Source organism: Streptomyces sp. NPDC002328, from assembly GCF_042890065.1.
Lineage (GTDB): Bacteria > Actinomycetota > Actinomycetes > Streptomycetales > Streptomycetaceae > Streptomyces.
The window spans coordinates 1-13,692 of record NZ_JBIARQ010000008.1 but is presented as its reverse complement, the minus strand read 5'-3'; the positions used below and the strand labels follow the sequence as shown (position 1 = coordinate 13,692).

Genomic DNA, 13,692 nt, shown 5'->3' with positions numbered 1-13,692 from the left:
CCGGACCCCCGGTTCCACCCACGATCCTCCCGCGGCGACGCGGGAGGCGGAGGACACACATGCCTCGAACCGAGCACAGATCACGCAAGACGCGGCTCCTCATGGGGGCGGTGACCGTCACCGCGGCCCTGATCGGCACGGCCGTGACCGGTCCGTACGCCCAGGCGGCCACCCCGCAGATCACCGTCGACCTGGCCCAGAGCACCGGCGCAGTCATGCACGGAGCCAACGGAACGCTGTACGGCCTGAGCGACGACGGCGTCCCGGGCGACGAGTTGGTCGCCCCGCTGCACATGACCACCGTGATCCAGAAGGCGCCCGACGGTGCGCAGCACCCCAACGGGGACGCCCTCGCGATCAAGGCGGGCTACGACCGCAACGGCGGTGGCGAGGTCCACATCTACATGCAGGACGTCTACGCCCAGTGGCCGTACGAGAACTTGGGGTTGAGCGACTATCTGGCCAAGGTCGACACCATGGTCCGCAAGGTCGCCGCGCGCCCCGACGCGGACGATTTCGTGTGGGTACCGTTCAACGAGCCCGACGGCAACTGGTATCCGGGGCTGGGCAGTTCGGACAGCACCAAGTACACGAACGCGCTGAACAGCTTCAAGAGCGACTGGACCACCGTCTACAAGAAGATCCGCTCGATCATCCCCGACGCCCGGATCGCCGGCCCCAACGAGACGCGCTACGACGGCAGGCTGATGGGTGACTTCTACCCGTGGGCCAAGGCCAACGGGGTGCTCCCGGACATCACGACCTGGCACGAGCTCGGTCCTGGCTCCCTGTCCGACTTCGAGTCCCACCTCGCCGCCTACCGCGCCATCGAGAAGAAGGCCGGCATCGCCGAACTGCCGGTCAGCATCAACGAGTACGGCAACCGGCGCGACCAGTCCGTGCCGGGGCAGATGATCCAGTGGATGTCCCTGTTCGAGCGGAACAAGGTCTACGCCGACCAGGCCTACTGGAACATCGCCGGCAACCTCAACGACAACAACGCGCAGACCAACATCCCCAACGGCACCTGGTGGCTGCTGCGTTGGTACGCGGGACTCACCGGCGACACCGTCAAACTGACCCCGCCGCAGGCCAACACCATCGACACCGTCCAGGGCATCGCCTCGCTGGACTCCGGGCGCAGGCAGGCGCAGGTCCTGCTCGGCGGCACGTCCGGCACCGTGGACACGGTGATCAAGAACGTGCCCAAGCGCTTCGGCACGAAGGTCAACGTCACCGTCGAGCGCACCGGTTGGACCGGCTACGAGGGGGCCGCCGCAGCGCCGAGCGTGGTGTCCCGGACGACCGCCACCGTCGCCGCGAACGGCAGCGTCACCGTGCCGCTGACCGGCCTGGACGCCATGTCGGCGTACCGGATCACCCTCAATCCGGCCGGCAGTTCCGCGCCCGAAGCGGCGAGCCTGCCCTGGTCCGCGTCCTACGAGGCGGAGAGCGCGGCGATCACCGGCGGCACGGTCTACTCCCAGGGCTCGGTCTCCAACCCCTACGGGTTCGCCACCTCGGGCACCAAGGACGTCGGCAGCCTGAACCAGGCGACCAGCAAGGTCGCCTTCACCGTCGACGTCCCGAAGACCGGCACGTACGACGTGAACGTCTTCTACGGCAACCAGTCCGGCGGGCCCGCCACCCAGACCCTCACGGTCGACGGCGGCTCGCCCCGGACCGTCACCTACGGGTCCACCCTGAACTGGACCTACCGTGCCACGGCGAGCGTGCCCGTCACCCTGACGGCCGGCCGGCACACCCTGACCCTGGCCAAGGGCACGAACGAGGTCACCCTCGACAAGATCGACGTCACGGCGTCCACCGCCCCGGACGCCGTCTACCCCGCGACCTACGCCGACATCAGCGGCTCCCCGTCGTACGACTACAGCGCGGCCGGTGCCGGCGGCGCCGGCGCGCTGATACTGGACACCCAGGACAAGGCGGCGTTCGACGTCTACGCGCCGGCCGACGGCTACTACACCGTGCACGCCGACTACTCCTCCACCGGCGAGGCCACCCTGAGCCTGGACGGGGCCAGGGCCGCGACGCTCGCCGCCACGCAGGGCCAGGTCACCGACAAAGTGCTGCGGCTGTACCTGTCGGCGGGCAACAACCGCATCACCGCCGCCGTCCCGGGCGGCGGCAGCGTCAGTCTGCGCGACCTGCGCGTCACCGGCGCCGTGAGCACGACGGGCGTCGCGACGTACGAGGCCGAGGACGCCGCCCGCGCCGGCACCGCGTCGGTCTCGGCCAACTCCTGGGCGTCCGGCGGGAAGTACGTCGGACACGTCGGCCTGGGCTCCGGCAACACGCTGACCTTCCAGGTGAACGCCCCCTCGGCCGGGCGCTACGTGATGAACGTGCGCTACGCCAACAACGAGGTCGCCGGGTCCGGCAACTACAACACCAACGTGATCTCCAGGGCCGCGGACATCACCGTCAACGGCACCGCCCAGAGGGTCATGTTCCGCAACTCCTACAGCTGGTCCAACTTCTGGGACCTGCCGGTCCCGGTCACCCTCAAGGCCGGCGTCAACACCGTCTCCTTCGGCAACGCCGCGGCGTACGCGCCCGACGTCGACAAGGTGACCGTCGCGCCGCTGAACGGCTGACGTTCGTCACCCGGCCGGGGCTTCTGTCGGGCCCCGGCCGGGTGCGCACACCCCCATCCCCATCCCCACCCTCATCCTTTTCTTCTTCGCTTTCCTCACCCTCATCCGCGCCTGCGAACGGCGTACGAAACCCCGAACAGAAGGGCGGTCCGGTGGTGAACGCCGAGCACACGGAGCATGGGGCGCACACGGAGCCCAGGGAGCACACGGAGCCCAGGGAGCACACGGAGCGCCCCCTCCCCGACACCTACGTCGTGGGAGTCGACTACGGCACGTTGTCCGGGCGGGCCGTAGTGGTCCGGGTCTCCGACGGGGCCGAGCTGGCCTCCGCCGAGCATCCCTACGCGCACGCCGTCCTCGACCGGGAGCTGCCCGACGGGACCCCGCTGCCGCCCGACTGGGCCTCCAGGTGCCGTCGGACTACATCGACGTCCTGCGCACCGCCGTGCCCGAGGCGCTCGCCCGTTCCGGTGTACGTGCGGAGCAAGTCGTCGGGATCGGGACCGACTTCACCGCCTGCACGGTGCTGCCGGTGCTCGCCGACGGCACCCCCCTGTGCGAACTGCCGGAGCTCGCCGGGCGTCCGCACGCCTACGTCAAACTGTGGCGGCACCACGCCGCGCAGGCCCAGGCCGACCGCATCACCGCGCTCGCCGCGGAGCGCAAGGAGCCCTGGCTCCAGCGCTACGGCGGGAAGATCTCCTCGGAGTGGGAGTTCGCCAAGGCGCTCCAACTCCTGGAGGAGGACCCGGAGATCTACGGGCTGACCGCCCGCTGGATCGAGGCCGCAGACCGGATCGTGTGGCGACTGGGCGGGACGTACGTCCGCAACGCCTGCACCGCCGGTTACAAGGGCCAGCACCAGGACGGCTCCTACCCCTCGCCGGACCACCTAGTGGCCCTGAACCCCGGCTTCGCCGACTTCGTGACCGCCAAACTGGACCATCCGATCGGTCGACTCGGCGATCTGGCAGGCCGGTTGACCGCCGAGGCCGCGGCGTGGACGGGGCTGCCCGAAGGCATCGCGGTGTGCGTCGGCAACGTGGACGCCCATGTGACCGCGCCGGCCGCCACGGCCGTGGAGCCGGGCCGGATGGTGGCCATCATGGGCACCTCCACCTGCCATGTGATGAGCTCCGACCAGTGGGCCGAGGTGCCGGGCATGTGCGGCGTCGTCGACGGCGGCATCCTGCCGGGCCTGTGGGGCTACGAGGCCGGGCAGAGCGGCGTCGGCGAGTACCGCCGCCCGGTGACTCGGGCCTCCGAGCGCCGGGCGGGGTGTCACGGGAGCGGGGCGGCGGCCGACCTCGGTGAGGTGCGCTCCACCGAAGTGCCTCGGTCACGAAGCACTTCGGCGGGCGTCGGGGGCCGGGCCCGTGACCGTCCGGGCCGCCGCCGCGGCAGAACCGCGCGCCCCGTTGCTGCGCGTCGCGAGCCAGCCCGCCATCGCCCGGACGCCGATCTCGATGGCGCGCTCGTCCGGGGAGAAGTCGGGGTAGTGCGGGTAGCTCGTGGTGATGGGCGTGCCGGGGGCCCGAACGCCGAGGAACGTGTAGGTGCCGGGGATCCGGTTCAGGAAGAGAGCGAAGTCCTCGCCGCTGAAGGGCGGGAAGGCGGCGTGGAGTTCGGTGACCGTGTCGCGGCCGAGGGTGCGGCGCAGGTGGTGGGCGAGCAGGTGTCCCTCGCGTCGCGGGCAGACCATGGCCGGGAACGGCTCGGCGGGGAAGCGTACTTGGGCCCCTTCGTACGGCAGGGTCAGTCGGCGGATGTCCTCGCGCACCTGCACCCACCGCTCCTGCGGCCAGCAGCGGTAGGAGACGTTCACCTCGGCCTCCCGCGCTGTCGCCCGCAAGGCGGTGAAGCGGGCCAGCGGTCCGTCGGGCTGGTGGGCGTCGGCGATGAGCCGCTCCAGGTCCGCCGGGCCCTGGGGGAGGGCCACCGTCGCGAGGGCGCCGATGTCGACGGCCAGGCGCCGCGCGGCGTTCACCGCGTCCGGCCCGGTGAGCGTCACCTCCGCCTTGTCCTGCCCGGGCATCCCGAATCCCGCGGTCACGGCGAACCGGCCGACCGGAAGGGGCCCGCAGTGCAGCGCGTGGACCTCCTCCACGGCCGTACGCTCCAGCACGCCCGCGTCGATCATCGCGCGGGCCCCGGACAGGTTCTCCTCGGCGGGCTGGAAGAGGAAGACCACCGTTCCGTTCAGGCGCCGCCGCAGCCGCGCCAGGACCCGGGCGACGCCGATGCCCACGGCGGTGTGGACGTCGTGGCCGCACAGGTGTGCCGGCGCGGGGCCGCCCCCGACGATGTCCTTGGGCGGGACGGCGTCCATGTCCGCCCGGTAGGCGACCGTCCGGCCCGGACGCGAGCCCCGCAGGACAGCGACGACTCCGTGGCCGCCCACCCCGGTGGTGACGGTCAGCCCCGCCGCCCTCAGCTCCCGGGCCACCACCGCGGCCGTGCGCAGTTCCAGCCCCGGGGCCTCGGGATGCCCGTTGAAGTCCCGCCGCAGCTGGATCAGTTCATGCCTCAGGCGCGCCGCCTCGGCGTCCACCGCCGCCTGCGTCAGCGGCCCTTCCCCGCCGCCGGCGACTGCGCTCCCCGCGCCTGCCCCTACCGCCGCCGCGCCCAACGCCGCCGCCGTGGCCGCCAGTAACGTACGGCGCGCCAGACCGTGTTCCTCGGAACGGTTCACCAATTCCCCTTTGATCGCTGTGGACTTCGGGTACACACGATCGCCCCGCACCCCTGCTCCCGCCCATCCGGTGAACCACCCTTCGGGGGTGGGGGTATCCACACCTGCGACGCGTCGCCGACCGGGATCGGCGTCCGGCGGTGAGGCGGCGGCGTCGGGCGTAGGGTGGGGTGCGGTACGGACAGCGCGCGCGGGGGGCTGAGCATGAGGGGCGAGTCGGCACGGAGTTGGGGATCTGTCCTCGATTCGGTCGTGGTGTACGCGCAGGGCGCGGTCTGCCGTCGGCTGGCGCGGGGCAGTGTCCCGGCGGACGGTCGGGTGCGGGTGACGGGGCTGCCGCGCTCGATGGATCCGGGCTCGCTGCGGGCGCGTGTCCTGGGTCCTTCCGGCGTGCGGGTCGTCGAGGCCCGGATCGAGGTGGACGCCGAGCCGTCGGAATCCGGTGACTCCGGCGGGCTGCGGCGTGAGATGGAGCGGCTGCGCGACGAGTGCGCGGCGGCGAGAGGACGCCGGGACCGCCAGCGGAGCCGGATCGAGGAGGTCAGGGCTCTGCGCCCGGTGGCGCCGCCCCGCAAGCGCGACGATCCGCACCGCCGGACTCCCGTCGACGCCTGGCTCGGGCTCGCCGACTTCGTCGAGCAGCGGCTCACGGGTCTGCACGCTCGCCTCGTCGAGCTGGAGGAGGCGCTCGAGCACGTCGAGCACGAGCTCGACGTCGCCGCGGACCGGCTCGCCCGCGCCTCCACCGACGCGCCGTCGGCGCACGTTCGGTCCACGGTCTGCGCGGTCCTGACCCTCGACGTCGCCGGTCACGGCGAGGGAGCGGCGGACGCCGAGGTCGAGGTCGAGGTGGAGGTGGAGTACGGCGTGCCGGGGGCCGTCTGGGCGCCGGCCTACCGTCTCACCCACCGTCAGGGAGACGACAGCGGCCGTCTGGTGCTGCGCGCCTCGGTCGCCCAGCGCACCGGGGAGGACTGGACGGGCGTACTCGTCTCCCTGTCCACCGCCGACCTGCGGCGTCGCACCGATCTGCCGAGACTGCGCTCGATCCGGATCGGCCGCCGGCAGCCCGTGCCCGCGCCTTCCGGCTGGCGCGAGCCTCCGCCGGGACTCGCCGACCTGTTCAGCGGGTACGACGCGGCGGGCACCCGTCCCGCCGCGAGCCTCGCGCACGTCGCGGTCGTCGTGGGCGGCGTGGGCGGCGTGGGCGGCGTCGCGGAGCCGGTTTCGGCTCCGTCGCCGCCGGTGCCACCACCGCCGCTCGCCGCGTCCCCGGCACCGCCGCCGTATGCGTCGCCGCCGGTCTACGGCGCGCCGCCCGCCATGCCCGCCGCGCCCGGGGCCGCCCCTGCGGCCTTCGCCGACGTCGAGCGGTCCGCGCCCGACCAGGCCGCCTTCGCCGGCCGTCAGAGGTCCGCCCCCGCCCGGCCGGGCGGTGCGCGGACGGGCGGTCGTCCTCCCGTCGGCGGCCCGCCCGGCGCCGCTCCTTCGGCCAAGGCGCCCGCGGCCTCCGGACTGGCCGCGCCGCCGCCTCCGCCGCCCGTGCCCGGCCCACCGCAGCCGAGCAGCAGCGAGCTGGACTACGCCGCTCTCGCCCTGTCCGGCCCGGACGAGCAGGCCGACCGCAGGGGCCGGCTGTTCCCGGACACGCCCTACGACCCGGTGGCGTCCGAGTACCGCCGTCGCGCCGAGGCCGTCGCCGCGCTGCCGCTGCCCGGACACGCGGTGCGGCCCCGCGAGTCGGCGGGCTCCTTCGATCACCGCTTCGACGCCGCGGCCCGCACCGACATCCCCTCCGACGGCGCCTGGCACACCGTCACCGTCGCCGAGATCCCGGTCGGTCTGCGCACCGAGTACCTGTGCGCGCCGTCCGTGGAGGAGACGGTGTACGCGACGCTGGTGCTCTCCAACGCCACCGACCAGGCTCTGCTCGCCGGACCGGTGGAAGTCACCGTCGACGACGACTTCCTGCTGACCGCCGCGCTCCCCACGCTCGCTCCCGGCGGTGTGCGCCGGGTGGGCCTCGGGCCGGCCGAGGGCATCCGGGTCACGCGCCGTACGACCCTCGACGAGTCGACGTCGGGCCTGCGCAACAACGTCACCGTGCTGGACCACCGCGTCCATGTCGAGCTGGCCAACCGGCTCGCGCGGCCCGTCGCCGTCGAGGTGCGCGAGCGGGTGCCGGTCACCTCCGAAGCGGACGTCCGCATCGAGGAGCGCGCGGACTGGACCGCGCCCGAGGACGGGACGGGGCCCGACCGCCATGCCCCGGGCACCCGCGTCTGGCGGGTGGACCTGCCCGCCGGCGGGACCACCGCCCTCGACGGCGGCTACGAGATCCGCATCCCGGCCGGCAAGGCCCTGGTCGGCGGCAACCGCAGGAGCTGACACCACCATGTCCACGGCCCCGAAGCCGATCGCCCTCCCCGTCACCGCCGTCACCTGTCTGGAGGACCGCGCTCACGTCGAGCGAGCCGTCGTGCTCGACCTGAGGGCGGGAGTCCAGCGGCTGCGGCTCGGTCCCGTCAGCGCGCTGGCCGTGGACCGCACTCTCCACGCCGAGCTGACCGCCGATCACGCCGCGACGGTGCTCGACGCCCGGATCGTCCGCGCCTGGACGCCCCGCGGGCCGCGCCCCGCCGACGACGATTCCGCCCTGCGTCACCGCGCGCAGGCTCTCGAAGAGGAGGAGTTCGCCCTCCTGCGGCGTCGCGACCGGATCACGTCCCGTCTGGACCTGCTCGGCCGCCTCGCCGCCGATCTGCTGCGGGAGATCGGCGAAGGCGCCGGCTACGGGGAGACCGAAGGCCCCCGCTGGGAACGCGAACTGAACCGTGTGGACGACGAACGCGAGTCGGCCGAAGCGCAACTGCACGACGCACAGAGCCGGTTGACATCCATTGAAGACGAACTCGCTGAAGCGCGGCAGGCTTTGGACCTCTCGGAGCAGGAGCCCGCCGAGCTGGTCGGGCATGTCGAGCTGACCGTGGAGGCCGCCGCCGACGGCCCCGTGCGGCTGCGTCTGACCCACCTCACCTCGTGTGCGGTGTGGCGGCCCGCCTACCGGGCCGTGCTCGACGGCGACCGGCTGACGCTGGAGACCGACGCGATGGTCTGGCAGCGCACCGGCGAGGACTGGTCGGACGTCCGGCTGACGCTGTCGACGGCACGGTCCGCGCTGGCCTCCGAGCCGCCGCGGCTGCGCGAGGACCGGTTGACGCTCAAGGACCGCACCGCCGCCGAGCGCCGCACGGTCGACGTCGAGCTGCGCGAGCAGGAGATCGGCGACCTCGGCCCGGCCCCGGTGCTCGGGCTGCCGGGGCTGGCCGACGGCGGCGAGGCACGGGTGCTGCAATCCCCCGCGCCGATCTCCGTGCCCGCGGACGGCCGCGCCCACCGGGTGCCGCTCTCCTCCTTCAGCACGACGGCGAGGAGCGAGTACGTGTGCGCACCCGAGCTGTCCCCGCTGGTCACCCAGGCGGCGCGGTTCGACAACCTGTCCGGTCACGCCCTGCTCGCCGGTCCTGTGGACCTGGTCCGCGGGAGCGGATTCAGTGGCCGCGGCGCACTGGACTTCGCCGCCCCCGGCGCCCCCGTCGAGCTCGCCTTCGGCAGCCGCGACGACTACCGGGTGATCCGGCACGCCGAGGAGTCCCACGCCTCCGCCGGCTTGACCCAGCGGAGCGTGACCACCCACACGGTCCGGCTGCACCTGTCCCGGTTCTCGGCTCCCGGGGAGCGGGACGAGCGGACGGTGACCGTGCGGGAGCGCGTCCCGGTCTCCGAGGTCTCGGCGGTGGAGGTGCGCCTGCGTAAGGAAGCCTGCTCGCCCGCGCCCGCCGAGGTCGACGCGGACGGCATCGCCCGCTGGGACGTCGTCCTGCCTCCCGACGGCCACCGAACGGTCACCCTGGTCTACGAGGTGTCGGCCAGCTCCAAGGTGACGGGGCTCTGAGGTCACTCCTCAGGCGGGAACGGCAGCCGTGGCGAGGCCGTGAACGGGGCTTAGCGGGTCTTCCTTCTACAGATTCCGTCAGGCCGCCAAGCCATCAGGTCATCAGGTCATCAGGTCGGCGTACAGGATGATGTTGTCGGGCCTGTGGCCGTCCGTGAGGTCGCCTCCGCAGGTGATCAGGCGCAGTTCGGGGCGTGTGGTGTCGCCGTAGACCTTCTTCGTGGGGAAGGCCTTCTTGCTCACCTGCTCTATTTCGCGGACCCGGAAGTCCGCGGTGGTGCCGTCCGCGCGGAAGACGGTGATGGCGTCGCCGGCCTTGATCCGGGCGACGTTCTTCAGCACGGCCGGGCCCTTGTCGGTGTCGAAGTGACCGATGAGGACGGCGGGGCCGGTCTCCCCGGGGGTCACTCCCTTGTCGTACCAGCCGATGCGATCCGCCTGGGCGACCGAGGGAACCTCGACCGTGCCGTCGGCGGCCAGGCCGAGTTCCAGGACGGGCCCGGTGTCGACGCCCGCGGAGGCGATCCGCACCCGTACGGGCTTGGACGCGACCATGGGCCGGACGGCGGCGGCCGGGAGCGTCGGCGCGGCGGTCGTGGGGCGCACGTGTGCCGGCGGCGCGGACGACACGGACCCTTGATCGCTGCCGCACCCGAGCAGGGCGGCTCCGGCGAGGAGCGTGAACAGCGCGGCGGTGATGCGGCGTTGGGACATCTGGCCTTCCTGGGCGGGCATACGGAACGGGCGGGCTTCGCCGGTGGCGCGGCGGGGGGCAAGGTGGTGCGGTCGGGGCGGCACGGCAGGGCGTGCCGCGCCCATGGTCCGGCCGGGCGCACAGGGAGGCGATGGTGCGTAACCGGCCGGACCATGGGCGTGGTGCGGGACGTCAGTCGGTACGGCGACGGGCGACCGCCACGTAACCGAGGCCGGCCGCCGCGATCGCGGCGGCGCCCGCGGCCGAGGCGACGAGCACCGAGTGGTCGCCGTCCGTGGACAGTTCCGCTCCGGCGGCCACACCGCCCTTCGGTACGACGGTGGTCTGCGTCGTCGTGGTCTGGGTGCCCGTCTGCGAACCGCCGCCCGTCTGCTCCGTGCCGGGCTGCGGGGTGCCGTCGGCCGGGTCGGTCGGGGGCTTCGTGCCGTCACCGGCGCCGATGTACACCGCGGGGCCCTGCTTGCCGCCGCCCAGGATGTGGTTGCTGAAGCTGCCGTCGGGGTTGATCACGGCGAGGGTGACGTCGTCCTGGCCGACCGCCGGGCGGTTGTTCTTGGCCCAGATGACGCCGATCGACACACCGTCCCGGTAGGCGTCCAGTCCGTAGACGCCGTTCTGGCGCACCAGCTTCACCAGCTTGCCGTTCGGCAGCTTGTACAGGCCCAGCTTGCCGCCGCTGACGGTGCTCCCCGACCAGTGGTAGGTCTGACCGCCGGGCGTGAGCACGATGTACGCGCTGCCGCGCCGGCAGGCGACGGACTTGTTCGTGGCGTCGAGGGTGCAGACGACGCGGCCGTCGACGATGTTCTGCGCGCGGTAGTGCTCGCCCTTGACCCGGTACACCTTGAGGATCGAGCCGTCGGACAGCGTCTCGGTGCGCAGGAGAGTGCCGTTGCCGTCGTCGACCAGTTCGCTGGTGACCTTGCCGTCGGAGCGCAGGGTGACGCGCACGCCGTCGAAGACCTTGGTGTCCGACGCGGCGGCGCCGCCGGACGTGCCCGCCTGGAGCTTGCCGAGGACGGCGCCGGTGCCCTTGGCGTGGACGGTGGCCTGGTACAGCCCCGGATTCGTCTTGTAGACGCGGGCGGTGAGACCGCCCTGGAGTGTGTGCGTCCCCACCAGGTCGCCCAGGGAGTCGCCGGGCTCGCTGCGGTGCGAGGTCAGGCTGCCGTCGGAGGCGAGGACGACCTGGACGTTCCCGAAGGTGCGGGACTGCTTGACGATCGTGGCGGAGCCGCTGGTGGCGTTCAGCGTGCCCAGCACGGAGCCGCCCTTGGAGATCTCGGCGGCGTAGGTGTGCTCGCCGAGCTTGTAGACCTTGCCGGTCAGCCCATCCAACAGGGTCTTGGTGTCGACCAGTTCACCCTTGCCGGTCGTGGCTGACGGTGCGTCATCGGCCGCGTAGGCGGCGGCCGTCGGGGTGAGGACCGCGGCGCCTAGAGCGGCGGCGGTGATGGCGGTGCGAAGGAACGAACGACGCATGACGACTCCAGGTCGAGATCAGAGAAGAGAGAAGCGAGAGTGCGTGAAAGAGCCGCATGCCGCCTTCACTGAAACCCGGAGAGTCGGGGCGTGTGGCCGGCTGCACGATCAAACTTATGGATCTTGTGAGGCGGATTTGTCCGCTCCATGCAACAGATCTGTGACAGCCATGAGGGGCCGCTGAACTGCCATGATGTGTCTACGGTTTCGACGCCGTGACACTCGGACGCTTGGACGTCGAGGTCGCCAGGAACCCGTCAGCGGTCCAGTGCCGGCAGATGGGCGAGGCCGGTGTCGAGCATGATGCGGTCGACCGTCTCGTGCAGCGCGCTGTCCGCGCCGATCACTGTCTCGACGCCGCCCGGCAGCAAGTCGCGCGACCGGTACCAGCCACGCAGTTGCGTCTCACTGACTTCGCCGGCGATCGGCTTGGTGGCATGCCGGACGACGGTTTCGGCGAAGGGCACGTCCAGGTAGTAGGCGTGGGTCAAACCCCGGTGATCAGCGCACAGTTGGGCGAGCATGTCGCCGTAACGGTCGGCGTAGAGGATGCCTTCGACGACGACGTGATACCCGGCGTCCAGCGCATAACGGGCCGTCAGATCGATCAGGCCGATGCTCGCGGCCCCCGGCAGATCCCGCTCACGGAGCACGGTCCGCCGCAGATTGTCCTGACCGACCAACGCCACCCCACGCCCGAACCTCTCACGGATCCCGGCCGCGACGGACGACTTCCCCGAAGCACTGTTGCCACGCAGCACGACCAGCCGAGTCTCTCCGGTGCCCACCATCACGCCGATCACGCTACCGACAACCGACCGGGCTCAGAAGGCGTACCGGATGCGGAGCCAGGGGGTGTGGGTGGTGATCAGTTCGCGGAGGCGGTTCACTGAGTGGGCCTTGGTGCGGGTCTCGTAGCGGACGTTCAGGGCGCCGTTCTCGGAGCGTTTCGTCTCCTGGAGGTCCGGGCGCCACAGGACGTCCTCGGCGCGGGGGTGCCAGCCGAGGTTGACCTCGTGCAGGTCCCTGTTGTGGGTCAGCATGATCACCTCGGCGGCTGCTCGGCGCTTCACGCGGTCCGGCAGGACGTCGTCGAGGTGGGAGAGCAGTTCCGTCCAGGCCTGCTCCCAGCCGGGGCGGATCACGACCGGAGAGAGGTTGAAGTGGACCTCGTAGCCCGCGTCCAGGAAGTCCGCGGCGGCGGCGATCCGGTCGGCGACCGGTGAGGTGCGCAGGTCCAGCAGCCGCGCGTCCTGCGGGGGCATCACCGAGAAGCGGATGCGGGTCCGGCCGCGGGGGTCCAGCGCCAGCAGGTCCGTGTTGACGAACTTCGTGGCGAAGGACGCCTTGGCCGTCGGCCACTGCCGGAAGGCGTGCACGAGATCCGCGGTGTTGTCGCAGATCAGCGCGTCCACCGAGCAGTCGCCGTTCTCGCCGATGTCGTACACCCAGGCCTCGGGGTCGCACTGGTTGGGCTCACGCTTGGGGCCCTGCCGGGCGATGTGCCGTCCGATGTGGGCGATGATCCGGTCGATGTTGGTGAAGACGGTCACCGGGTTGGCGTATCCCTTGCGGCGCGGCACATAGCAGTAGGCGCAGGCCATCGCGCAGCCGTTGGAGGCCCCCGGCGCGATCCAGTCGGCGGACCGGCCGTTGGGTCGCGTGCTGGGCGACTTCCGCTCGCCGAGCACGATCGTCTCCCCCTTGACGCGCGCCCACCGCGCCACGTTGCCCTCGTTGCCGTGCAGCCCGGGGATGCCCCAGTGGGACTCCACCTCCACGATCCGCGCCTCGGGGAACCGGGCGATGATCTGCCGGCCGCGCGGTGAGGCGGCTGCCGCGGGCTCGGCGTAGATCTCCCGCACCGGCAGCAGGCGTCGTGCGGCGGCGGAGTCGCGGAAGGCGGGTCGGTGGCGGGATCCGTCGGCGGGTCGGTCCGCGGCTCGGTCGGCAGGCTGCGCCGCGGGTCCGGGACTGAGGGCGTCGAGGCCGAACAGGGTGTCGGAGCCGTCGTCCGAGGCGGCGGACGGGTGGTGCATGGACGCTCCGGGGTGAGGCTGCGGGGACGCGGTGCGGAACGGGGCTGATCGGGCCGGACGTGGGGGGGGGGGGGGGGGGGGGGGGGGGGGGGGGGGGGGGGGGGGGGGGGGGGGGGGGGGGGGGGGGGGGGGGGGGGGGCGCGGGGGCGGGCCGGGCCGCCCGCGCCCCCCCCCCGCCCCCCGCCCCGGGC

Annotated in this window: 8 protein-coding genes and 1 pseudogene; 4 read left to right on the top strand and 5 right to left on the bottom strand. The window is 72.5% G+C overall.

The window, feature by feature from the left end; all coding sequences use genetic code 11:
• The first annotated feature begins 59 nt into the window (after positions 1-59).
• Together ACFYX4_RS21210 and ACFYX4_RS21205 are read left to right on the top strand one after the other, a co-directional pair.
• On the top strand, positions 60-2,618 hold the full coding sequence (locus tag ACFYX4_RS21210; RefSeq protein ID WP_389335270.1) for a CBM35 domain-containing protein: 2,559 nt from the start codon (positions 60-62) through the stop codon (positions 2,616-2,618).
• 254 nt (positions 2,619-2,872) lie between these two features.
• Positions 2,873-3,855 (top strand): annotated as a pseudogene (locus tag ACFYX4_RS21205) (ribulokinase); the annotation flags it as partial.
• Positions 3,856-3,957: 102 nt separating this feature from the next.
• On the opposite strand, the gene ACFYX4_RS21200 reads toward ACFYX4_RS21205, so the two are convergent.
• Positions 3,958-5,310 (bottom strand): M20 family metallopeptidase, encoded by a 1,353-nt coding sequence (locus tag ACFYX4_RS21200; protein ID WP_389335267.1) that lies wholly within the window; start codon positions 5,308-5,310, stop codon positions 3,958-3,960.
• A gap of 204 nt (positions 5,311-5,514) precedes the next feature.
• On the opposite strand from ACFYX4_RS21200, the gene ACFYX4_RS21195 reads away from it, so the two are divergent.
• On the top strand, positions 5,515-7,698 hold the full coding sequence (locus tag ACFYX4_RS21195; protein WP_389335263.1) for a DUF4139 domain-containing protein: 2,184 nt from the start codon (positions 5,515-5,517) through the stop codon (positions 7,696-7,698).
• Between the two features lie 7 nt (positions 7,699-7,705).
• Complete coding sequence (locus ACFYX4_RS21190) at positions 7,706-9,265, top strand: mucoidy inhibitor MuiA family protein (RefSeq protein WP_389335260.1); 1,560 nt, start codon at positions 7,706-7,708, stop codon at positions 9,263-9,265.
• A gap of 102 nt (positions 9,266-9,367) precedes the next feature.
• On the opposite strand, the gene ACFYX4_RS21185 is transcribed toward ACFYX4_RS21190, so the two are convergent.
• The 4 genes from ACFYX4_RS21185 to ACFYX4_RS21170 form a co-directional block, all read right to left on the bottom strand.
• Positions 9,368-9,979 (bottom strand): class F sortase, encoded by a 612-nt coding sequence (locus ACFYX4_RS21185; RefSeq protein ID WP_389335257.1) that lies wholly within the window; start codon positions 9,977-9,979, stop codon positions 9,368-9,370.
• Between the two features lie 172 nt (positions 9,980-10,151).
• Positions 10,152-11,462, bottom strand: coding sequence for a hypothetical protein (locus tag ACFYX4_RS21180; RefSeq protein WP_389335254.1), 1,311 nt, complete (start codon positions 11,460-11,462; stop codon positions 10,152-10,154).
• Between the two features lie 257 nt (positions 11,463-11,719).
• Positions 11,720-12,253 carry an AAA family ATPase gene (locus tag ACFYX4_RS21175; RefSeq protein WP_389335916.1) on the bottom strand — a complete coding sequence of 178 codons (534 nt, stop codon included), beginning with the start codon at positions 12,251-12,253 and terminating at the stop codon, positions 11,720-11,722.
• 33 nt (positions 12,254-12,286) lie between these two features.
• Positions 12,287-13,501: a spore photoproduct lyase family protein gene (locus ACFYX4_RS21170; protein ID WP_389335251.1), complete on the bottom strand. Its 1,215-nt coding sequence runs from the start codon at positions 13,499-13,501 to the stop codon at positions 12,287-12,289.
• Between the last annotated feature and the right edge of the window lie 191 nt (positions 13,502-13,692).

What these genes read in the sequence shown, in the direction of transcription:
- ACFYX4_RS21210 (WP_389335270.1), top strand. Translation starts at nt 60, where the DNA reads ATGCCTCGAACCGAGCACAGATCACGCAAGACGCGGCTCCTCATGGGG.
- ACFYX4_RS21195 (WP_389335263.1), top strand. Translation starts at nt 5,515, where the DNA reads ATGAGGGGCGAGTCGGCACGGAGTTGGGGATCTGTCCTCGATTCGGTC.
- ACFYX4_RS21190 (WP_389335260.1), top strand. Translation starts at nt 7,706, where the DNA reads ATGTCCACGGCCCCGAAGCCGATCGCCCTCCCCGTCACCGCCGTCACC.
- ACFYX4_RS21185 (WP_389335257.1), bottom strand. Translation starts at nt 9,979, where the DNA reads ATGTCCCAACGCCGCATCACCGCCGCGCTGTTCACGCTCCTCGCCGGA.
- ACFYX4_RS21180 (WP_389335254.1), bottom strand. Translation starts at nt 11,462, where the DNA reads ATGCGTCGTTCGTTCCTTCGCACCGCCATCACCGCCGCCGCTCTAGGC.
- ACFYX4_RS21175 (WP_389335916.1), bottom strand. Translation starts at nt 12,253, where the DNA reads ATGGTGGGCACCGGAGAGACTCGGCTGGTCGTGCTGCGTGGCAACAGT.
- ACFYX4_RS21170 (WP_389335251.1), bottom strand. Translation starts at nt 13,501, where the DNA reads ATGCACCACCCGTCCGCCGCCTCGGACGACGGCTCCGACACCCTGTTC.